Origin of the sequence: Streptomyces sp. NPDC048416, assembly GCF_043200435.1 — a bacterium.
In the GTDB taxonomy this organism is placed as follows: domain Bacteria; phylum Actinomycetota; class Actinomycetes; order Streptomycetales; family Streptomycetaceae; genus Streptomyces.
Genome location: NZ_JBICXU010000018.1, coordinates 121,423 through 142,856, shown reverse-complemented (window position 1 = coordinate 142,856; position 21,434 = coordinate 121,423). Strand labels below are relative to the sequence as shown.

At 72.0% G+C, this 21,434-nt stretch carries 17 protein-coding genes and 2 pseudogenes; 11 read left to right on the top strand and 8 right to left on the bottom strand.

Annotation, left to right across the window (positions count from 1 at the left end; translation table 11 throughout):
* Positions 1-490: 490 nt before the first annotated feature.
* Entirely contained in the window at positions 491-1,660 is a 1,170-nt protein-coding gene (locus ACGFW5_RS22605; protein ID WP_393836066.1) for a steroid 3-ketoacyl-CoA thiolase, read from the bottom strand.
* Between the two features lie 237 nt (positions 1,661-1,897).
* Here ACGFW5_RS22605 and ACGFW5_RS22600 point away from each other — a divergent pair, with 237 nt between their 5' ends.
* From ACGFW5_RS22600 to ACGFW5_RS22590, 3 genes and pseudogenes are all read left to right on the top strand, one after another.
* Positions 1,898-3,145, top strand: coding sequence for a cytochrome P450 (locus ACGFW5_RS22600; protein ID WP_393836065.1), 1,248 nt, complete (start codon positions 1,898-1,900; stop codon positions 3,143-3,145).
* A gap of 111 nt (positions 3,146-3,256) precedes the next feature.
* A pseudogene (locus ACGFW5_RS22595) lies at positions 3,257-3,724 on the top strand (pyridoxamine 5'-phosphate oxidase family protein); the annotation flags it as partial.
* A gap of 121 nt (positions 3,725-3,845) precedes the next feature.
* Positions 3,846-4,943, top strand: coding sequence for a DUF2330 domain-containing protein (locus ACGFW5_RS22590; RefSeq protein ID WP_393836064.1), 1,098 nt, complete (start codon positions 3,846-3,848; stop codon positions 4,941-4,943).
* On the opposite strand, the gene ACGFW5_RS22585 is transcribed toward ACGFW5_RS22590, so the two are convergent.
* Complete coding sequence (locus ACGFW5_RS22585) at positions 4,900-6,021, bottom strand: serpin family protein (RefSeq protein ID WP_393836063.1); 1,122 nt, start codon at positions 6,019-6,021, stop codon at positions 4,900-4,902. The two genes, ACGFW5_RS22590 and ACGFW5_RS22585, sit on opposite strands and share 44 nt — an antisense overlap.
* A gap of 122 nt (positions 6,022-6,143) precedes the next feature.
* On the opposite strand from ACGFW5_RS22585, the gene ACGFW5_RS22580 reads away from it, so the two are divergent.
* Complete coding sequence (locus ACGFW5_RS22580) at positions 6,144-6,518, top strand: antibiotic biosynthesis monooxygenase family protein (RefSeq protein ID WP_393836062.1); 375 nt, start codon at positions 6,144-6,146, stop codon at positions 6,516-6,518.
* Between the two features lie 125 nt (positions 6,519-6,643).
* Here ACGFW5_RS22580 and ACGFW5_RS22575 read toward each other — a convergent pair whose 3' ends face one another.
* Positions 6,644-7,276: a response regulator gene (locus tag ACGFW5_RS22575; protein ID WP_393836081.1), complete on the bottom strand. Its 633-nt coding sequence runs from the start codon at positions 7,274-7,276 to the stop codon at positions 6,644-6,646.
* Positions 7,276-8,493, bottom strand: coding sequence for a sensor histidine kinase (locus ACGFW5_RS22570; protein ID WP_393836061.1), 1,218 nt, complete (start codon positions 8,491-8,493; stop codon positions 7,276-7,278). The genes ACGFW5_RS22575 and ACGFW5_RS22570 overlap by 1 nt, the downstream gene beginning before the upstream one ends.
* Before the next feature lie 242 nt (positions 8,494-8,735).
* Between ACGFW5_RS22570 and ACGFW5_RS22565 the strand changes: the two genes are divergently transcribed.
* The 3 genes from ACGFW5_RS22565 to ACGFW5_RS22555 all read left to right on the top strand — a co-directional run bounded on the left by ACGFW5_RS22565 (position 8,736) and on the right by ACGFW5_RS22555 (position 12,499).
* Positions 8,736-9,518 (top strand): ABC transporter ATP-binding protein, encoded by a 783-nt coding sequence (locus ACGFW5_RS22565; protein WP_393836060.1) that lies wholly within the window; start codon positions 8,736-8,738, stop codon positions 9,516-9,518.
* Positions 9,512-11,914, top strand: a complete 2,403-nt coding sequence (locus ACGFW5_RS22560; RefSeq protein ID WP_393836059.1) for an ABC transporter permease — start codon at positions 9,512-9,514, stop codon at positions 11,912-11,914. The genes ACGFW5_RS22565 and ACGFW5_RS22560 overlap by 7 nt, the downstream gene beginning before the upstream one ends.
* A gap of 81 nt (positions 11,915-11,995) precedes the next feature.
* On the top strand, positions 11,996-12,499 hold the full coding sequence (locus ACGFW5_RS22555) for a GNAT family N-acetyltransferase (protein WP_393836058.1): 504 nt from the start codon (positions 11,996-11,998) through the stop codon (positions 12,497-12,499).
* Positions 12,500-12,699: 200 nt separating this feature from the next.
* On the opposite strand, the gene ACGFW5_RS22550 is transcribed toward ACGFW5_RS22555, so the two are convergent.
* On the bottom strand, positions 12,700-14,742 hold the full coding sequence (locus tag ACGFW5_RS22550) for a DHA2 family efflux MFS transporter permease subunit (protein ID WP_393836057.1): 2,043 nt from the start codon (positions 14,740-14,742) through the stop codon (positions 12,700-12,702).
* Positions 14,743-15,132: 390 nt separating this feature from the next.
* Between ACGFW5_RS22550 and ACGFW5_RS22545 the strand changes: the two genes are divergently transcribed.
* Both ACGFW5_RS22545 and ACGFW5_RS22540 read left to right on the top strand, forming a co-directional pair.
* Positions 15,133-16,314, top strand: a complete 1,182-nt coding sequence (locus ACGFW5_RS22545; protein WP_393836056.1) for a peptidoglycan-binding protein — start codon at positions 15,133-15,135, stop codon at positions 16,312-16,314.
* 162 nt (positions 16,315-16,476) lie between these two features.
* Positions 16,477-17,081 (top strand): annotated as a pseudogene (locus ACGFW5_RS22540) (HAD-IA family hydrolase).
* A gap of 192 nt (positions 17,082-17,273) precedes the next feature.
* Here ACGFW5_RS22540 and ACGFW5_RS22535 read toward each other — a convergent pair.
* Both ACGFW5_RS22535 and ACGFW5_RS22530 read right to left on the bottom strand, forming a co-directional pair.
* Entirely contained in the window at positions 17,274-17,855 is a 582-nt protein-coding gene (locus ACGFW5_RS22535; RefSeq protein WP_393836055.1) for a TMEM165/GDT1 family protein, read from the bottom strand.
* Between the two features lie 256 nt (positions 17,856-18,111).
* On the bottom strand, positions 18,112-18,864 hold the full coding sequence (locus tag ACGFW5_RS22530) for an ABC transporter permease (protein ID WP_393836054.1): 753 nt from the start codon (positions 18,862-18,864) through the stop codon (positions 18,112-18,114).
* A gap of 225 nt (positions 18,865-19,089) precedes the next feature.
* Here ACGFW5_RS22530 and ACGFW5_RS22525 point away from each other — a divergent pair, with 225 nt between their 5' ends.
* Positions 19,090-19,734 (top strand): HNH endonuclease family protein, encoded by a 645-nt coding sequence (locus ACGFW5_RS22525; protein WP_393836080.1) that lies wholly within the window; start codon positions 19,090-19,092, stop codon positions 19,732-19,734.
* 159 nt (positions 19,735-19,893) lie between these two features.
* Here ACGFW5_RS22525 and ACGFW5_RS22520 read toward each other — a convergent pair whose 3' ends face one another.
* Positions 19,894-20,256: a winged helix-turn-helix transcriptional regulator gene (locus ACGFW5_RS22520; protein WP_393836053.1), complete on the bottom strand. Its 363-nt coding sequence runs from the start codon at positions 20,254-20,256 to the stop codon at positions 19,894-19,896.
* A gap of 83 nt (positions 20,257-20,339) precedes the next feature.
* Here ACGFW5_RS22520 and ACGFW5_RS22515 point away from each other — a divergent pair, with 83 nt between their 5' ends.
* The gene (locus tag ACGFW5_RS22515) at positions 20,340-21,248 is read left to right on the top strand and encodes an NAD(P)-dependent oxidoreductase (protein ID WP_393836052.1); all 909 of its coding nucleotides are present in this window, start codon (positions 20,340-20,342) and stop codon (positions 21,246-21,248) included.
* The last annotated feature ends 186 nt before the right edge of the window (positions 21,249-21,434 follow it).

The following is a 21,434-nucleotide window of genomic DNA, read 5'->3' as shown; positions in this document are numbered from 1 at the left end:
TCCCACCCACCCGCCCGTACAGCGCATTGAATGAGCCGACCCCTGGGGCTCCGCCCCAGACCCCATGCGGGGGCTCCGCCCCCTGCACCCCCGTTTCGCGCCTGAACGGCGCTCGTCCTCAATCGCCGGACAGGCTGAACATGCCCATGCAGGCCCGCATCGAGTAGTCAGGGGCGCGAGGAACTGCGCGAGCAACCATCCACGCTCCGCGGCCGGAAGGGGGTCCAGGGGCGCGGGAACTGCGCGAGAAGCGCCCACGCCCCGCAGGCGCGAGGGAGTTTGGGGGCGCGGGGAACTGCGCGAGAAGCGACCACGGTCCGCACCCGAGGGACGGCCGCCCCACCAAGGGGCGCGGGGAACTGCGCAACCTGCCCCGCACGGCCCGCAGCCGATCGACAAGGGCCCACGGCGCGGGCCGGGGCCGGGCGGGCGCGGCCGCACCGCACCGCCCTGCACCGAACCACCCCGCCCCGCCGCGCAGACGCAGACACTACAACCGCTGAATAATCGTCCCCGTGGCCAACGCCCCACCCGCACACATCGCGATCAACGCGAACTCCTTGTCCCGCCGCTCCAGCTCGTGCAGCGCCGTCGCGATGAGACGGGCCCCGGTCGCCCCCACCGGATGCCCGAGCGCGATCGCACCCCCGTTCACGTTCACCTTCTCCAGGTCCTGCTCGAAGACCTGCGCCCAGCTCAACACCACCGAAGCGAACGCCTCGTTGATCTCGACGAGGTCGATGTCCCGCAGGGACATCCCCGCCTTGCCGAGCACCGCCCGCGTCGCGTCGATCGGGCCGTCCAGGTGGAAGTGCGGGTCGGCTCCGACGAGCGCCTGGGCCACGATCCGCGCCCTCGGCTTCAGCTTCAGCGCACGCGCCATCCGCTTGGACGCCCACATGATCGCGGCCGAACCGTCCGATATCTGCGAGGAGTTGCCCGCCGTGTGCACCGCCGTCGGCATCACCGGCTTGAGCCGGCCCAGTGCCTCCATCGAGGTGTCGCGCAGCCCTTCGTCACGGTCGACGAGCCGCCACATGCCCTGGCCCGCCGCCTGCTCCTCCTCCGTCGTGGGCACCTGCACGGCGAACGTCTCGCGTTTGAAGCGCTCCTCGCCCCAGGCGACCGCCGCCCGCTCCTGCGAGAGCAGACCGAGCGCGTCGACCCGCTCGCGGGTCAAGCCCCGGTTGCGGGCGATCCGCTCCGCCGCCTCGAACTGGTTGGGCAGGTCCACGTTCCATTCGTCGGGCCACGGCTTGCCGGGGCCGTGCTTGGAGCCGGAGCCGAGCGGCACCCGCGACATCGCCTCCACGCCGCAGCTGATGCCGACGTCGATGACCCCCGCCGCGATCATGTTCGCGACCATGTGGCTGGCCTGCTGCGAGGAGCCGCACTGGCAGTCGACGGTGGTCGCGGCGGTCTCGTACGGAAGCCCCACCGCGAGCCAGGCGTTGCGCGCCGGGTTCATGGACTGTTCGCCGGCGTGGGTGACCGTACCGCCGACGATCTGTTCGACGCAGTCGGCGTGGATGCCGGTGCGGCCGAGCAGTTCGCGGTAGGTCTCGCCGAGCAGATAGGCGGGGTGCAGATTGGCGAGCGCGCCCGAGCGCTTGCCGATGGGCGTGCGTACGGCTTCGACGATGACGGGTTCCGCGGCCATGAGCTCGTCCTCTCCTGACACAGCCGCTGGGTGTCCCGGCACCGCACGGCCACGAACTGATACGCGTTCTAGTTCTGAGTGCAGTCTTATGAGAGCTACCCCGGGTACGCAAGGGTTGTGCACCGCTCGGGTGGGCAGTTCGGTGCGCAACAGATGCTGCCGTGAGCCTTGCTTGTTGTAGAACCCGTTACTACCTTTCCCCCACCTTCTGATGGTCCGTCAGACATGGAGTGGCCGATGCGTTGCCCCCACCTGCCCGACGGGTTCGACTTCACCGACCCCGACCTGCTCCAATCCCGCGTACCGCACCCGGAGTTCGCGGAGCTGCGACAGACCGCCCCGGTCTGGTGGTGCGCCCAGCCGAGCGGCATCGCAGGCTTCCAGGACGACGGCTACTGGGCGGTGACGCGGCACGCCGACGTCAAGTACGTGTCCACGCACCCGGAGTTGTTCTCCTCCACCACCAACACCGCGGTGATCCGCTTCAACGAGTCGATCAGCCGCGAGCAGATCGACGTCCAGAAGCTGATCATGCTGAACATGGACCCGCCCGAGCACACCCGGGTCCGCCAGATCGTCCAGCGCGGCTTCACCCCGCGCGCGATCCGCTCCCTGGAGGCGGCACTGCGCGCCCGCGCCCGCTCGATCGTGGACGCGACGTTGTCCGAGGCCGACAAGAACAACGGCGCCTTCGACTTCGTCACCACCATCGCAGTCGAACTCCCCCTCCAGGCCATCGCCGAGCTGATCGGCGTGCCCCAGGAGGACCGGACCAAGATCTTCGACTGGTCCAACAAGATGGCGGCGTACGACGACCCGGAGTACGCGATCACCGAGGAGATCGGCGCCGAGGCGGCGATGGAGCTGGTCTCGTACGCGATGAACCTCGCGGCGGCGCGCAAGGAGTGCCCGGCCAAGGACATCGTGTCGCAGCTGGTGGCGGCCGAGGGCGAGGGCAATCTGCTCTCGGACGAGTTCGGCTTCTTCGTCATCCTGCTCGCGGTGGCGGGCAACGAGACGACCCGCAACGCCATCAGCCACGGCATGCACGCGTTCCTGACCCACCCCGATCAGTGGGAACTCTACAAACGCGAGCGCCCCGCGACCGCCGCCGAGGAGATCGTGCGCTGGGCCACCCCCGTCGTCGCCTTCCAGCGCACGGCGACCCAGGACACCGAACTGGGCGGCCGGAAGATCAAGGCGGGCGACCGCGTCGGCATCTTCTACTCCTCCGCCAACCACGACCCCGAGGTCTTCGATGCCCCGGAGCGCTTCGACATCACCCGGGACCCCAACCCCCACCTCGGCTTCGGCGGCGGCGGCCCGCACTTCTGCCTGGGCAAGTCCCTGGCGGTCCTCGAAATCAACCTGATCTTCAACGCGATCGCCGACGTCCTGCCCGACCTGCGCCTGGCGGGCGACCCCCGCCGCCTCCGCTCGGCCTGGCTGAACGGCATCAAGGGCCTCCGGGTGACACGTAGTTGACCCACCCGGAACCGGGAGGCAGGGGCCACTCCCCCTACACCCCGCCCCTGTCTCCTCCCGGGACTCATGCCACCCCACGCCTCCTCCCGGAACCCCATGCCGCCCCATGCAGCCGGCCGCAGCGTGGTGCGGGCGCCGCAGGCCACCGTGTGCGTGACCGTCACGCACGTCGACGGGCTCGTGCTCGCCCGGTCGGTCTTCGAGCACGGGGTCAACTACCGCAGCGCGATGGTGTACGCCGTGCCCCGGCTGGTCACCGAGCAGGACGAGCTCCTGCACGGGCTCAAGGTCCTGACCGAGCACTGCGCGCCGGGGCGGTGGGACTACGCGCGGCGCCCCAACTCCAAGGAGCTGGCAGCCACTTCGCTGCTCGCGCTCTCGCTCGACGAGGCGTCCGTCAAGGTGGCATCGGGGCCGCCCGACGACGCGGAGGGGCCCGACGGTGAGCTCGGGCTGTGGGCCGGGGTGATCCCCGTGCGCACCTGCTTCGGGGCGCCGGAGGCGGACCCCGCACTGCCCGCGGACATCGCGATACCCGGGCACGTCGCGGCGCTGGGCGGCGCCGGCGCGGACAGCTGACCGCGGGTCCGGCCGGGCCGCAACGCCGTACCGGAACCGCGGGCCCCGCTCCGTCGTCGTAAGCTCCCGTCGGCCGACTGGTCGATCACCTGTCGGAGCGGTCACACGGGGGTACGAGGGCATGAGGGACGCGCGGGAACGGTGGCGGCGGGCACTGCTGGTGGCGCTGGCGCTCGTGGCACTGCAACTGGGCTCGCTGGTGGCACCCGCGTACGCCTGCGGCTGCGGGGCGATGGTGCCGCAGAACGGGAGCCGGCTGAGCGTGAAGCAGGAGACCTCGGCCATCCGGTGGGACGGGCACGACGAGCAGATCGTCATGCGCCTCACCGTCGACGGAGACGCGCCGCGGGCCGCATGGATCATGCCGGTGCCGAGCCGGGCGACGGTGAAACTGGGCGACCGGCACCTCTTCGACCAGCTGGAGGAGATCGCCGCGCCCGTGCACCGCACCCGCTCCTACTTCTGGCCCAGGGACGGCGACTGGCCGTTCGCGAAGGACCGCGGCGTGGGCGACGGTGCCGCGCGCCCGTCGGCCGAGCCGCCCGTGGAAGTGATCGGCAGGGAACGGCTCGGCCCGTTCGACGTGGCCCGGCTCACCGCATCCGATCCGACGGCGCTGCGGAACTGGCTGGCGGCCAACGGCTTTCAGCTGCCGCCCGCCCTCGCCACCGAACTGAAGCCCTACGTCGCGCAGAAGTGGGAGTACGTGGCGATCCGGCTCGCCCCCGACCAGCCCGGCCAGACGCTTGGCGGGCCGCTCGATCCGCTGAGTCTGACGTTCGCGAGCGAGCACCCGGTCTACCCGATGCGGCTCTCCCGCCTGGCGAAGAATCCGCAGACGCTGAACCTGTACGTGCTGGGTGCGCACCGGATGGAGACGGCGTCCGCCATCGGGGGCGAGGAGCCCCGGACGCTGTTCGCGGGCCGGGTCGCGGCCCCGGGCGGCGCGCTGGGCGAGCTGACGGGCCACGCGCCCTCGGTGTACGTGACGGCCCTGACCCAGTATTTCCCCCGGCCCGCCGAGATCAGCGCCGACCACGACATCCGCCGGGCATCCAGCGACACCGGCTTCCAACAGGCTTGGTACAGCGATCAGTTGATGACGGTGGGAGGCGTGCCCGCCTGGCTCCTGACGGTGGGGGCCGTCCTCGCGGTACTCGCGGGCGGGGGCGCGCTCACTGCGCGTCGGACGCGGGCGCGGCGGACTGCCAGGCGGTGAAGAGGGGAACCTCGCCGGACGCGTCGAGGACCACGATTCCGAAGGGGCGGTCGAAGGCGATCGTCTCGATGCGGACGGGCTCTTCGTCGCCGCCCATCCAGTCCATGGTCGCCACCGTCACGGCGGCGGCCTCGACGCCCTCCTCGGCGACGGCGAGAACGGCCTCCTGCACCACCTGGCCGACGTGCAACGGCTCGGGTGACATCCCGGAGAAGTCGGCCAGTACGTCATGGGTGGCGAACTCCACGCCCAGCGCGGGCAGTTGGCGCGTCACGTTCACGCGGGTGCGCAGCGTAAGACGGGGCAGCGCCAGGCGTACCTCGTCGGCGCGCACGGCGGCGCGCTCCTCGGCCCAGGCGGCAGGCATGACCTCACGGGGGCCGGCGCCGCGCGGGCCCAGCAGGAACCGCACCCTGGCACCGGCAGCCCCCGCGGTGCGCAGTTCGACGACGCGTACGCCGCCCGGCGCCCGCCACGCGTCCGCCGGCTCGACGGCGCCGTGCATGGTCGCCACCTCGTGCTCGACGCCCAGGGCATCGGTGAACGGCGCCGGGCGCGTGTCCCACTCGTGGAACGGGTGCTCCCAACGGGCCTTCAGTGCAAGGACGTTGACGATGGAGAGCGGTGTGTCCGGGTCGAGCGTGACGGGCAGGTTCGCGATGAGTCCGCCGGTCACCTCCCGCACCCACGCGTCGACCTCGGCCTGTTCCGGGACGCCGCCGAAGGCGAGGTCCCCGAGCGCGTCGCGGTAGGCGCGGTACAACGGAGCCGTGGCCCACGCGCGGGTCGCCACGGTGAGCGCGTCGGTGGCCCGCAGGTCGCGGGTGGCCGCGGTGACCGCTTCGGCGGCCTCTCCCCCGGCCACGCCGAGCAGCGCGCGCAGTTCGTCCGCGGTCTCGGCGCGCGCCCCGGCCGCGATCGCGCCGAGCGCCAGCCACAGACCGGCCGGCGAACTCACGAAGTCACCGGCGACGCCGTCGCGCCCGCCGTCCGCCCCGGCGCCGAGCTGCGGCAGCCGGCGCTCCGCCAGCTCCCGTATCGCATGGGCGTGCCCGGTGAACCCCTTGACCTCTGTCAACGCGACCTCCCTGTCGCCCCGCCGCCACCCTTTGGCGCCCGAGAGGAAGCTGTGTAGCACACTGATCGCAGATGGACGAGGCGAAGGCGCCGCCCCGGCGTCCTTCTGACGAGAGGTGTCGCGTGCCCAGCGTCGTAAAGATCAACGTACTGACCGTGCCGGACGACCAGCGCGAGGTGCTGGAGAAGCGGTTCGCCGCGCGGGCGGGATCGGTCGAGAACTCCGACGGCTTCGAGTGGTTCGAGCTGCTGCGCCCCGCCGAGGGCACGGACCAGTACCTCGTCTACACCCGGTGGCGCAGCGAGGAGGACTTCCAGAACTGGATGGCCACGTCGATGCGGGGCGCGCACGGCGGGGCGCAGGGCGGGCCCCGGGGCGAGGGCGGCGGCGCGCACGGCGGGGCGCAGGGCGAGGGCGGCGAGCGGCCCAAGCCCGCCGCCTCCGGGTCCACGCTGTGGTCCTTCGAGGTCGTGCAGCAGGCGGCGCCCAAGGCCTGAACCCCGCTCCGTCGGGCCTCGGGCCCGGCCGTCCGCGGCGTCTGCGTCCTCCGTGCCCGTACCGAGGGGCTCGTACCGATGGGCCCGTACCGACGTGCCGGGCACTCACGCCCGCAGATACGCACTCACGCCCGCAGATACGCCAGCACCGCGAGCACCCTGCGGTGGCCCTCGGTGGCCACCGGCAGGTCCAGCTTGTTGAAGATGTTGCCGATGTGCTTGTTGACGGCCGCCTCGCTGATGAACAGATGCTTGGCCAGGGTCGCGTTGGTGCGGCCCTCCGCGATCAGCGAGAGCACCTCGCGCTCGCGGGCGCTGAGCCGCTCCAGGGGGTCCTGGCGGAGCTGGACCAGCTGTTGGATGACCTCGGGGTCCACCACCGTGCCGCCGGCGGCGACCCGCTCGATCGCTGACGTGAAGTCCACCACCGCGCTGACCCGTTCCTTGAGCAGATAGCCCACCCCGGCGCCGCCGCCCGAGTCCAGCAGGCGCAGCGCGTACGAGCGTTCCACGTACTGGCTGAGCACAAGCACCGGCAGGCCCGGGAACTCCGCGCGCAGCCCGACCGACGCGCGCAGTCCGTCGTCGCGGAGCAACGGCGGCATCCGGACGTCCGTGACGATCAGGTCGGGGCGGTCGGCGCGCACCGCCGAGACGAGGGCGTCGGCGTCACCGACCGCCGCCACCACGTCATGGCCGACCCGCTCCAGCAGTCCGACCAGGCCTTCGCGCAACAGCACGGCGTCCTCGGCCACGATCAGGCGAAGCGACACGGAACCTCCACGTGCAACAGGGTGGGACCACCGACCGGACTCGACACCCGCATCCGGCCGTCGAGCGCGGCGACCCGGTCCGCGAGACCGGTCACGCCGCTGCCCGTGGGGTCGAGCCCGCCCCGGCCGTCGTCCTTGATGTCGAGGATCAACAGGTCGTCATGGTAACGGCCGTGGACCTCGGCGCTCGTGGCGCCGCTGTGTTTGGCGATGTTCGTCATGGCCTCGTTGATCAGGTAGTACATCGTCGTCTCCAGCTTCCTGGGCAGCCGCTCGGGCAGCTTCAGGTCCACCGTCACCGGGATCGGGAAGCGTCCCGCGTAGTCCTCGATCGCCGCGACGAGGCCGTGGTCGGCGAGGACCGGCGGGTTCAGACCCCGGACCAGGGCGCGCAACTCGGCGTGCGCGATGGAGAGTTGAGCTTCCGCCTGGGCGATCAGTTCGTCCTGCGCGGAGCCCTCGTCGGCCTCGATGCGCATCAGGCCCAGGGTCATCCCCAGGGACACCAGGCGCTGTTGGGTACCGTCGTGCAGATCGCGCTCGATGCGGACCCGCTCGGCATCGAAGGCGTCGAGCAGCCGGGTCTGCGAGGCGCGCACCTCGCGCAGCTCCTCTCCGAGCTCCTGGTCGCGCGGCGCCAGGAAGGTGCGCGTCATGGCGGCGCGCGCGCCCGCCCACGAGGTCACCGTGTAGGGCGAAGCAAGCAGCACGAGCACGCCGAACACCGTCCATGGCCAGGTGTCGCCGGAGGTCGAGGCGATCAGCGTGGCCGGCACTCCGAAGGAGAAGCCGAGCACCAGCAGGTCGAGCCACCACAGGGCCGCGGCCGACACCAGGGTGAACAGCAACTCCCGCCAGGTGACCGGCTCCTTGAGCCGGGTCGCGAGCCGGCCGCGCAGGCCCGGCACCTCCGGTGGCCGGTGCGGGTCGGACAGCTGGTCCAGGTCGACGAGCCGCAGCCGGCGGCGCTCCACCGTGGCGACCACGGTGGAGGCGAGTATCAGACCGACCAGGGGGGCGACACCGATCAGCACGACGAGCAGCACCAGGCCCGCGGCCAGGCCGAGGGCGAAGACCGGCACCGCCGCGGCGCCGACCAGGACACCTCCGCTCAGATACGCGACGGACCGCCAGGGCCAGCTGGAGGCCAGAAAGCTCAGCGGACGCTGGGCCATGGCCTGCCAGGCCGTTGTGGGTTGCATGCGCCCAACGTATCCAGACGGCCTCTTCCGGATCTCCGTCGGCTCACGACGTCTCTGCCGCCTCGCGTCCCGCCGTAGCGGCGCCCCGAAGTCCCCAAGAAGTGCCGGTGGCAAGGGGTGGGCCGCGCGCACGGGGCGCGCCGCGCCGGACGCTTCCCGTGCCCGGCGGTACAGCTGGCTCTACCTCGGAAGTAGAGAGCAGGCCAGTGCCCCGGCCACCCCCGCACCGGTGCAATCGATGCATGACGACGACGAGTCACATCACCCCCACCCGGGACGCGGTCGAGCTGCACATGGTGCGCAAGGTCCACGGCACCGGCGGACGACGGGTCACTGCCCTGGACGGCGTCTCCCTCAGCTTCCCTCGCGGCACCTTCACCGCGATCATGGGCCCATCCGGTTCCGGCAAGTCGACCCTGTTGCAGTGCGCGGCCGGTCTGGAGCAGCCGTCGGAGGGCAGGATCGTGCTGGCCGGGGTGGAGATCGGACAGCAGAACGAGAGGGAACGTACCGAACTGCGCCGCAAGCACGTCGGTTTCGTGTTCCAGGCCTTCAACCTGGTCGAGTCCCTGACGGCCGCGCAGAACGTGGAGCTGCCCTCCCGGTTCGCCGGCACCAGGGTCAGCCGCGAGCAGGTCGAGCAGGCGCTCGCCTCCGTGGGACTCGCCGACCGTGCGGGGCACCGCCCCAGTGAGCTCTCCGGCGGTCAGCAACAGCGCGTAGCCCTCGCCCGTGCCCTCGTCACCCGCCCCGACGTCCTCTTCGCGGACGAGCCGACCGGCGCCCTGGACACCGCCGCCTCCCGTGAGGTGCTGCGGATGATGCGGATGCTGGTCGGCCAAGAGGGCCAGACCACCCTGATGGTCACGCACGACCCGGCGGCAGCGGCCCACACCGACGCGGTCGTCTTCCTCCAGGACGGCCGGATCGTCGACCGCATGCCGCTCGACCGCAAGGCCGGCGTGCACAACGCCGCCGCGATCGCCACGCACATGGCACGGCTGGAGACCCGACCGGCATGCTGATCCTTGCGAACGTCCGTGAACGCTGGTCCGGTTTCCTCGGTGCATTCGTCGCCGTCCTGGTCGGCGTGGCCCTGATCACCACCACCCTGGTCATCTACGACTCCGCCAAGGCCAAGGTCCAGCCCCGCTACGAGGGCACCGCGGCCCTCGCCCTGCCGCAGCAGGCCGTCGACGTCTCCGGCAGCGCCGAGGACCGGATGCCCTGGGGCAAGTCCGAGGCGGAGCCGCTGGTTTCCGGCCTCAAGAAGGTTCCGGGCGTCGCCGAAGCCGTCGTGGACCGTTCCTTCTACGCCCAGGCGATCAAGGGCGGCAAACCCGTCACCGACGAGGGCGCCCTGGAGGCCGGGCACGGCTTCTCCAGCGCGCGGATGGCTCCGTACAAGCTCGTCTCCGGCCGGGCGCCCGCCGCCGCGGACGAGGTCGTGGTCGACCGCGCCCTCGGTGCGGCCGTGGGCAGCGAGCTGACCGTCAACATCACTCAGGGCCGGAAGCAGTTCGAGGTCGTCGGCACCGTGGACGGGCCCGGCTACTACTTCAGCGAGGCATTCGCCGCACAGCAGCAGCCCGGTGTCCGCGACATCGCCCTGATCCCCGGCAAGGGCGCCGACACCGGCGCGATCGTGGCCGCCGCGAAGAAGGTGCTCGGCGACAACGGCAGCGTGGTCTTCGGTGACCAACGCTCCGCGCTACAGCCCGCGCACATCGAGCACAAGCGCTTCCTCGGCGTCCAGCTGATCAGTGCCATGGCCCTCCTGGGCCTGTTCACCACCGTGTTCGTGGTCGCCTCCATGCTGGTCCTCTCGACCGGGATGCGCCGCCGCGAGATCGGTCTCCTTCGCACCATCGGCGCATCGCCGAAGCAGATCCGCCACATGATCCTCGGCGAGGCCGCCGTGGTCGGCCTGGCCGGCTCGGTCGTCGGCTGCGTGGTCGGTGTGGCCGCGTCGCCGCTGCTGCTCTCGATCCTCGAAGGCCTGGACGTCACCGCGCCCGACATGGAGATCACCCTCGCGTTCTGGCCGCTCCTGGTGGCCTCCGTGATCGGCATCGGCGTCAGCGTCATCGGTGCCTGGACCGCCGGCCGCAAGGCCGCCGGGGTCGCCCCGATCGAGGCACTGCTCGACAGCCGATCCGCCAACAAGGGGATGGGCCGCGGCCGTTGGATCGCCGGTCTGAGCGTTCTGGGCCTGGGTGTGCTGCTCGCCATCAGCACCGCCACCTCCAGCGCCGACAACCGCGTCAACAGGGCGATCTTCGCCACGATGACGCTGATCGTCGCGGCCGCGCTGCTCGCCCCTGTGTTCGTCGGCCCGGTCGGCCGGCTCCTGACGGCTCCGTTCCAGCGTGGCGGCAGGGCGGCCCCGGTCCTGATCCGGGCGGAGCTGGTCGCCAACCCCCGCCGCGCCGCCTCCCTGGTGGCCCCGGTGATCGCCGCCGTCGGCTTCGCGGTGCTGCTCAGCGGCATGGTCGAGACGATGCGGGTCGCCTACCCGGCCGGTCAGGCGCTGAAGATCGCGGGACAGACGATCGTCACCCCGGACGGCACCCCGGGCAACACCGACGAGGTCGTCGCCGCCAACCCGGTCGGCAAGGCAGCCCTGCCGACCCGCGCGTTCGTCGAGACGAAGAAGGCGCAGGACAGCGGGGCCGCCGGTGCGGCCACCGTCGTGGACGCCCTGGGCAGCCGGGACCCCCAGTGGGACAAGCAGGGGGAGGTGGTCCTCGGCCGGAAGACGGCCCGCGACCTGGGTCTGAAGCAGGGCCAGGAAGTTGCGGTCCGGTTCGCGGACGGCGCCACGGTCGGGCTCACCGTCTCGAAGGTGCTGCCGGACGACCCGGCCCGTGGTGACTTCGTGGTCTCCCGCGGCTTGGTCCGCGCCCACGACCCGGCCGCGCTCACCGACGACATCTTCGTGCCGGTCGGCGCCAAGGCGTCGAACGCGGTCCCGGGTGTCGCGCTGCACGACGCCGCCGCGTTCGCCCTGGCCGACTACAACACCGACGCCAGACTGACCGATTCCCTTGCCACGATGCTGATCGTCATCGCCGTCGGCTACAGCGTGATCGCCGTCGCCAACTCCATGGCCATGGCGGCCCACGGCCGGCGCCGCGACTTCGGGGTGCTGAAGTCGGCCGGCGGCACCGTCCGCCAACTTCTGTTCACCTCGGCAGGCGAGACCGTCCTGGTCGTCGTGACCGGCGCCGCCCTCGGTGTCCTGGTCACGCTGCCCCCGCTGGCCGGCATGGCGGCGGGCCTGTCCGAGGCCACCTCGTCCGACGTGGGACTGCACCTGAACGTCGGTGCCGTCGTCATCGCCGTCCTCGGCACCCTGGCGACGGCGGTGCTCACTGGGATCGCGGTCACGTCGAAGACGCTCAAGCGGCGGACGGCGTAAGGCACAAGGGATCGGTGGCCAGGGCACCCGGCCGGTTTTATTCGGTGGCCGGGGCCCCGGCCACCGGGGTAGGCAGGGGCCATGAGCTGGATCATGGCTGTTGAGCGGCCCGACACCCCCGACGCGAGCCTGCTGCGCCGCGAGTACTACGACGAGGTGGCGAGCCGGTGGTACGGGCGGCCCGCCACCGCCGCGGAGATCGAGCAGGGGCTCACCGACGACGGCGCCGATCAACTGGCCCTGCCCACCGGCGACTTCGTGGTCGGCCGGTACCGGGGCCGGCCCGCTGCGTGCGGAGGTGTGCTGCTGCTCGCGCAGGCACCCGTCATCGACGGGACGTCTCCCGCGACCGCCGAGCTCACCCGGGTCTTCGTCCGGCCCTTCGCGCGCGGAACCGGGGGCGGCGGGGCGCTGCTCGACGCCCTTGAGGACGCGGCCAGGCGCCTCGGCGCGCGCCGGCTCGCGCTGGACACGCGGCACGACCTGGTCGAGGCGCGCGGGCTGTACGCGAAGCACGGCTATCGCGAGGTGGCCCCGTACAGCGAGGGCCCCTACCGGGAGCGCTGGTTCGCGAAGGAGCTGTAGAGCCCGGCCCGGAGGACCTGTGGGGGCTTTGGGGGCTGCGAGGCCTGCGGGGCCTGCGGGGGCTGTACGGCCTGCGGGGGCTGTACGGGATATGGAGTGGGCGGGCTGTGGCGGAACGGACCGTGACGGGCGGGACCGTGACAGGCGGGGACCGTGACAGGCGGGACCGTGGCGGGCGGGACCGTGGCGGGCGGGGTGCCTCACGTCCTGGGGTCTTGGCGTACCGCGGGCCCGGACGGCTGCTCGGTGTCGGAGCCCGACAGCTCCGAGGAGAGCTCCGACACCAGCTTCACCAGGTCCGTGGGGCGGTCCGGGCCCCACCAGTCGCCGAGCAGTTCGGCAAGCGACTCCTCGCGCGCCGTGGACAGCCGGACCGCGAGCAGGCGGCCCCGCTCCGTGAGGACCATCGGCATGCCCTCGCGCCGGGCAAGCCCGCGCTCCTCCACCTGGCGGGCCGCCTCGGTGATCACATGCAGCGGTACGGGGCTGCGCTGCGCCAGCACCCCGGGCTCGGCCGACCCGTACTTGTAGATGCGCAGGAGCAGCCAGCTCGCCGCGGGCAGGAGGTCGAGGTCCGCCTTTTTCGTGATCGTCTCGTAGATCGCGCGGCGGCCCTCGCGCGTGCCGAGTACCGAAAGGGCCCGCGCGCACTCGTCGTACGAGGACCGCTCGACGGGGTTCGAGGCGAGGGTCTGGCTGGTGTCGGGCGCGGTGACCGCGCCCCGCAGCTTGTCCTCCTTCAGGAACCACGCGGTCAGGAACGCGATGAGGACGACCGGGGCCGCGTACAGAAAGACGTCGGTGATGGAGGACGCGTACGCGTGCAGCACGGGTTGGCGTGCGGCGGGCGGGAGTTGGCCGATGGCGCGCGGGTCGGCGGAGATGGTGCCGGGACCGACCCCGGCCGGGAGCCGCTGTCCTGCCAGGGCGTCGGAGAGCTTGCCGGTGAGCCGGTTGGTGAAGACCGTGCCGAAGATCGCGACACCGAACGAGGCTCCGATGGAGCGGAAGAAGGTGGCGCCGGAGGTGGCGACACCCAGGTCGGCGTAGTCGACGGCGTTCTGGACGACGAGGACAAGGACCTGCATGACCAGGCCGAGGCCCGCGCCGAAGACGAAGAAGTAGACGCTCATCTCCCAGGTGGGGCTCGTCTCGGTGAGCCGGTGCAGGAGCAGCAGCCCGACCGTCGTCACCGCCGTGCCCAGGATGGGGAAGACCTTCCACCGCCCGGTGCGCGACACGAGCTGGCCGGACGCCGTCGAGGTCAGCAGCATGCCGAGGACCATCGGCAGCATGTGCACCCCGGACATGGTCGGCGAGATGCCCTGGACGACCTGGAGGAACGTCGGCAGGTACGTCATCGCGCCGAACATCGCGAAGCCCACGATGAAGCTGATGAGGGCGACCAGGGTGAACGTACGGATGCGGAACAGTTTCAGCGGGAGCACCGGCTCGACCGCCCTGCGCTCCACCGCGACGAACGCGACGAGCAGCACCACGCCGAGCACCGCGAGCCCGATGATCTGCGCCGAGCCCCAGGCCCAGGTCGTACCGCCGAGCGAGGCGACCAGGACCAGGCAGGTCGCGACGGAGGCGATGAGCAGGGTGCCCAGGTAGTCGATGGTGTGCCGGGTGCCGCGCGCCGGGATGTGCAGCACGGCGGCGATGACGAGGAGCGCGATCACACCGATGGGCAGGTTGATGTAGAACACCCAGCGCCAGCTGAGCTGTTCGGTGAAGAAGCCGCCGAGCAGCGGGCCGAGCACGCTGGTCGCGCCGAAGACCGCGCCGAACAGGCCCTGGTACTTGCCGCGTTCACGGGGCGAGACCAGGTCGCCGACGATCGCCATGGACAGGACCATCAGGCCGCCGCCGCCCAGCCCCTGGAGCGCGCGGAAGCCGATCAGCTGCCCCATGTTCTGCGCCACGCCGCACAGCGCGGAGCCGATGAGGAAGATGACGATCGCCGCCTGGAACAGCTTCTTGCGGCCGTACTGGTCGCCGAGTTTGCCCCAGAGCGGGGTGGCGGCGGTGGACGCCAGCATGTACGCGGTCACGACCCACGACAGGTGCTCCATCCCGCCCAGTTCGCTGACGATGGTCGGCAGCGCGGTCGAGACGATGGTCTGGTCGAGCGCGGCGAGCAGCATGCCGAGCAGCAGCGCGCCGATGGCGACCAGTACGGTCCGCCGTTCGTGCCCCGTCCCGGGGGCGACGGTGGCGGGAGCGGTTCCCTGAGCCATGGCCACGTCCCATCCGTTGGTCTGCATCCACTGATGTGCGTCGACGGTGTGCGCCGACCGGGGAGCGCACCGGCCGGTGTGCGCCGACCGCTGTACGTCCACCGCTGTACGTCCGCTGCCGTGCGTCCACCGCCGTGCGTCCGCTGCCGTGCGTCCACCGCTGTACGTCCACCGCCGTGCGTCCACTGCGGTGTGTCCGCCGGTGCGCGTCCGCTGGTGCGCTCCGGCTCGCTCACACCATCTTGATCGGAATGTACGGAAATGGCCTGCCGGGGCCGACCACGTCCCCCGGGTGCCCGGAGGCCGCCCGGCATAATCGCTCGCAGCCCAAGGGGAGGGGACCCGACGATGACCGGACACGGCTGTCCTGAATGCGGTGCGGAGCGCGGGGTGGACGGCAGACCCGGCTGCGCCTGCGCCGAGCGCGCCGCCGAGACCCTGCACGCGGAACGCATGGCCGAGGCCGCCGCGGCGGAGGACTTCGACCCGCTGCGCATCCGGCCGTACGTGATGCTGCCGAACGCCGTGACGCCGCCGGAGGACGACGCCCGGACGGGTGCCGATTCCGTACCGGAGGCGGGGCCGGAGGCAGCCCCGGCGCCGGACGCCGCACCTGCCGGGGCGGAGGGTCCCGGGCCCCGCACCGACGGCGGCGGACGTGACGAGACCGGCAGATTCAGCGGCAGCGGCCACGCAGTCGGCGGCGACGGTGCGCCGGGCGAGCCATCCAGCGGGGGTGGGAAGAGCGCGCTTGGCGGGGCCGGGAGCAGCACGTCCAGCGGGGCCGGGAACAGCGCGTCCGGTGGCGACCGTGGCGCCCGGTTCGTTGGGGACGCGGGCGGGACGCGGGGTGCCGACGCCGAAAGGACCATGCGGCTCGGTGCGGCCGTCCCCGTCACGCAGACCCCGCCGCGGGACACGGGTCCGTACCGCCCGCGCCGCTCCCCGGGCGAGCGCGCCGCCGGTGACGCCCGCAGGCGCCGCAGGATCGCCGCGCTCACCGCCGGCGCCGCCACGGCCGTCGTCATCGCCACGGCGGCGTTCGCGAGCACCCTGTTCGCCGACGACGCGACGCCGAAGCAGGCGCTGCCCGACACCGTGGACACCGGCGTCCCCTACAGCGGCGCCGACGCCTCCGCGGCGGCCGTCTCGCCCACCGCGCGGCCTGCGACGAAGCGGGCCACCCCGAGCCGTTCCGCCTCGGCGCACGCCTCGCCGTCACCCTCCGCGTCCAAAAAGGCCACCCCCACCCCGTCGAAGTCCGTGCCCGCTCCTGCGGCCTCCCCGCCTTCCGGGCCGCCGCCCTCCTCCCGCACCCCCGAGGGCAGGCCGCTCGCGCCGCCCCCGGGCCAGACGCTGCGGCGGGGCGACAGCGGGCCCGGTGTGCTCGAACTCCAGGAGCGGCTGGCCCAGTTGGGGCTCTACAACGGCAACGCCGACGGCAGCTTCGGGTCGAGGACGGAGCGCTCGGTGCGTGACTTCCAGTCGTACGTCGGCGTCACGGGCGACCCGGCGGGGGTGTACGGACCGGCGACCCGGCAAGCGCTCGAATCCATGACGGACCAGCCGTAGGCCGCGCCCGCGGGGGGCGGGTGGCACAACCCCGCCACGTTTTGTATCGTGGAGGAACAAAGTGATCCCTGCCTGTACTCCCTGACCGGCGGGCGGGGATCACCTTTGTGCTTCCGTCCCCCTTCCGTCCCCCCATGCGCCCCCGCGCCCTGGAGTCCGCCGATGTCGGCCAGCACCACGACCACCACCGTCCTGACCGCCCGCGCCCTCCTGTTGGACATGGACGGCACGATCGTGAACTCCGACGCCGTGGTCGAGCGCTGCTGGCGCCGGTGGGCAGAGCGGCAGGGCCTCGACCCGGACGCCGCGCTCAAGGTCGTCCACGGCCGCCAGGGCTACGCCACGATGGCCCTGCTGCTCCCGGACCGCCCGATGGAGCAGAACTTCGCCGACAACAAGGTGATGCTGGCCGAGGAGACCGCGGACACCGACGGCGTCGTGCCGGTGGCCGGGGCTCCCGCCTTCATGGCCGCCATCGCGGAGCAGCCGCACGCCCTGGTGACCTCGGCGGACGCGGCGCTCGCCCGGGCCCGGACCCGGAGGGCTTCCTCAAGGGCGCCGCGGAGCTGGGCTTCGCACCGGCGGACTGCATCGTGTTCGAGGACTCCGAGGCCGGCATCGCGGCGGGCAGGGCGGCGGGGATGCGCGTCGTGGGCGTGGGCCCGCGGGCGGGCGCCCACGCCCCCACTGTCCATGTCCCCGACCTCACGCACCTCACCGTCACCGCCGACGCGGACGGCGTCCTGCGCCTTGAGGTCACCGGCTGACACCGCGGCCCTCGCACGCCGGCCGGCACCGCGACCCTCGCACGCCGCCGACGTCGCGGCCCTCGCACGCCGGCCGGCACCGCGGCGCTCGCGCCCCATGAACGAACGGCCCCCGTCCTACCACGGGGGCCGTTTCCGTGCCTGCCGCGGTGCGGCCGGCCCGGGACGTGTCCGCGCGCCGTGCGGACGGGCTCAGCCCGCGATCGCCTCGAACAGGCTGAACCCGGCGAGCGCCAGCATCAGACAGGCCGCGACCTTGGTGATCAGGCGCAGCGGCACGTGCTTCATCAGGGTGCGCCCGCCCACGATGCCGAGTCCGGCCACCGCCCACAGGCCGAGCACGGCGCCGATGCCCACGGAGAGCGGGCTGTCGTAGCGGGCGGCCAGGTTGGCGGTCATGATCTGGGTCAGGTCACCGAACTCGGCGACCAGGATGAGCATGAAGCCCGCACCCGACACCTTCCAGAAGGACTGGTCGGCGGGCGCCTTCACTTCCTCGTCGTCCTCGCCCTTCTTGAAGAGCAGCATCGCCGCGCCCGCGAGGAACAGCACACCGACGATCGCCTGGAGCAGCCGGTGCGGCAGCAGGGTCAGCACGCCGCCCGCGGCGATGGCGAGGACGACGTGCACCGCGAAGGCGGCCGCGACGCCGACGAAGACGTAGGACGCCTTGTAGCGGGTGCCGAGCATCAGGCCCGCGAGGGCGGTCTTGTCGGGGAGTTCGGCAAGGAAGATCACGCCGAACGTGATCGCCATGATCGTGAAGCTGAGCACGGAAGGGTTCCTCTATCGGTCGGGCGCGGCCGCACCGAGAGCATGTCCGAGCTGTGTCCGGGGTCGCTTCGGCACGGCGGCGCCATGAATGGTCATGGTCACTGCGGCCGAAGGTCTCGCTGGCGGGGCCCTCGCGGGCACTCGCCTCCGGGCGCCGGCCGAGGACCCCTGGGGGATTCGGCAGTATGTCGACGTTCCGGCGAAGAGCTACTCCCCTTCTGCGCCTCCCAGGGTACGGCACGCCGTAGGCACCCCCTCAGGGCCCAAGGTCCCCGGGCTCCCGGTGCACCTTGCCCCGGGCGACGAGTTCGAGCACCACCGACACGGCGACCGCCTGTACGGCCAGGAGCGCCACCAGGACGAAGAGCTGGACCGCGCCCGCCTGCACGGGCGAGGCGCCGCCGAGCAGCATCCCGACGAACGCTCCGGGCAGCGTGACAAGGCCCACCGTCCTGGTCTGGTCGAGGCCGGGCAGCAGCGCGTCGGACGCGGCCGGGCGGGCGATCTCCAGACGTGCGTCCCGGTCGAGCAGCCCGAGCGCCATCCCGGCCTCCACCTCGCCGCGCCGCATCGTCAGCTCATCGAGCGCCCGGCGTCCGCCGAGCACGGTCGCGGTGAGCGCGCCGCCGATGAGGATGCCGGTGACGGGGATCAGCGCGATGCCCCTGATGGGGACGAGCCCGGTGATCAGCAGCGCCGCGACGACGGGGACCACGCCGGACGCGATGGGGGCGGCCGCCCACCACCAGGTGCGGTTGGCGGTCATCCGGCGGCCCGCGGTGCGTACCGCGACGGCGAACATCAGGGTCAAGAAGCCGAGCAGCAGCGGCACGGAGCCGACCACCCAGTGGATGGCGAGGGCGACGACGGCGAGCTGGACGGCCGCCCGCACCCCGGCGACCAGGATCTCGCGGTGCCGTCCCAGGTGCGCGGCGGCGGCGACGCCCGCGGCGAGGAGCAGCAGGGCGATCAGGACGGCCCCGAGCGTGAGGTTCACGGGCAGCAGCACGCGCCAACCGTACGACGTGTGCCCCTTCGAGACGGTACGTCAGGTCCGGGCGATGCCGGTGTCGTCCGACCCCTTGATCTGACGTGCCCACGTCGCCACGCTGTTACCTGGCGCCCATCCCCAGGCAACCCGGCGCCGACACGCTGGCCGGACCGCTCACCCTGCGGCCGGTCAAGTTCCCCCCACGTCAAGGGAGTTCGCATGTCAGGCGCCATAGCAACCCGTATGCCCCGCGTCTACGCGCGTCGCACCATGGTCTTCGCCGCCGCGGCCGCGCTCGCCACGGGCGCCGCGCTGATCACCGCCCCGGCCGCCGAGGCCGCACCGCCCACCCCGGTGAGCGCCGCCACCGCGCGCACCTATCTCGGCGAGCTGACCGTGCAGGCGGAGGGTTCGCTGACCGGTTACAGCCGGGACAAGTTCCCGCACTGGATCACCCAGTCCGGCACCTGCAACACCCGCGAGGTCGTCCTCAAGCGCGACGGTACGAACGTCACGACCGATTCCAGCTGCGCGGCGAAGAGCGGGAGTTGGTACTCCGCGTACGACGGCGCCACCTGGACCGCCTCGTCCGACGTGGACATCGACCACATCGTGCCGCTCGCCGAGGCCTGGCGCTCCGGCGCGAGCGCCTGGACCACTCCCCAGCGCCAGGGTTTCGCCAACGACCTGACCCGGCCCCAGCTGATCGCGGTCACCGACAACGTCAACCAGTCCAAGGGCGACAAGGACCCGGCCAAGTGGCTGCCGTCGCTGACCTCCTACCGTTGCACGTACGCGCAAATGTGGGTCGACGTGAAGCACTACTACAGCCTCACGGTCGACTCCGCCGAGAAGTCCACCCTCCAGTCGATCCTCAACGGCTGCTGATCCACGCCCGGTTGGCGTCCCCAGCACGCAGGACGTCGTGATCTGCCGTGTCCCCCGCGGGACGGACGCGCTCGACGCACGCGCCGCGGATTTGGCGGCCGATCCGGGGGGGGCCGACGTGCTGCTGCTCCTGACACGGCCGGGTGTGCCCAAGCCGTGTCAGGCCCCGGCCACGTCGACCGCTTCGGAGCCTTCGCGTCGCATGCGCTGGGCCCCCCAGGCGCCGAGCGGCCCGAGCGCTTGATTGAGCGTGCGCCCGTGTTCAGTCAGGGTGTACTCCACCCGCGGGGGTACCTCGGCATAGACCTCCCGGTGCACGAGTCCGTCCGCCTCCAGCTCGCGCAGGTGCTGCGTCAGCATCTTCTCGCTCACTCCCGGCAGAGCGCGATGGAGCTGAGCGAAACGGCGTACGCCCCGGGTATCGAGTTCCCAGAGGATCAGCCCCTTCCACTTGCCGCTCACCACGTCGAGCGCGGCGTCGATGCCGCAGATGTAAGGCCCGCGTCTCGGCGTCCTGGTCATCACTGGTCCCCTTACGAAAAGGTAAGTACCGCAGAAAATAGTGGGTACTTCCGAGCCTAGGGCCGCTCTTGGAGCATGGAGGGGTGAACGAACAACAGAACCGCACCACCGGACAGAAGAGCGCTGTCACCGTCATCGGGCTCGGTCCGATGGGCCAGGCGATGACGCGCACCCTCCTCACCGCCGGCCACCCGGTCACCGTCTGGAACCGCACCACCGGCCGGGCCGACGGCGTCGTGACCGACGGCGCGACGCTCGCGGCCACGCCCCGGGAGGCGGTCGAAGCGAGTGACCTCGTGATCCTCAGCCTCACCGACTACCAGGCGATGTACGACGTCCTCGACGGCGTCACCGCCTCGCTCGCGGGCCGGACGCTGGTCAACCTGAGCTCCGACACTCCCGACCGCACACGCGAGGCGGCAACCTGGGCTGCGGGCCACGGCGCCACCTTGCTCACCGGAGGTGTCATGGTCCCCGCGCCGATGGTCGGCACCGAGGCAGCCCATGTCTACTACAGCGGCCCGGGCGAGGCGATGAAGAGCCACCTGGCGACGTTGGCACCGCTCGGCACACCGAGGCATCTGGGCGAGGACCCGGGGCTCGCCCAGATGATGTATCAAGCCCAACTCGCGGTATTCATCACCACGTTGTCCGCACTGATGCACGCCACCGCGATGCTGGGCACCGCAGGGATGAAGGCCGGCGAAGCACTGCCGGAGCTGCTTTCCTCCGCCGACGCGATCGGCGCCATCCTGAGGGCAGGCGAAGCGAACCCCGGCACCGCGCTTGATGCCGGAGAGCATCCCGGCGACCTGAGCACGGTCACGATGATGGGGGCGACCGCCGACCACATCGTCGAGACCAGCACGTCACTCGGCCTCGACCTCGCGCTCCCGCTGGCGGTGCGGGCCCACTACCGGCGCGCGATCGAGGACGGACATGGCAGCGACAACTGGACGCGCATCATCGACGGCATCCGAGGACCGCGCTGACCGACCGCGGGACCGGTAGCGGCGCGCCCAGCCGTGGCTCCGCCCAGCCCCCGCCGCCTCCGTGCGCGGCGGGCGGCGGACGGCCCCCACGCTCCGGCCGCCACCAGCGGCCCGTGGGGTGATGTGCGCCACGTATACGTGGCGAAGCCCTTCTGGCCAAATAAGTCGCCCCAACCCGCTTTCTGC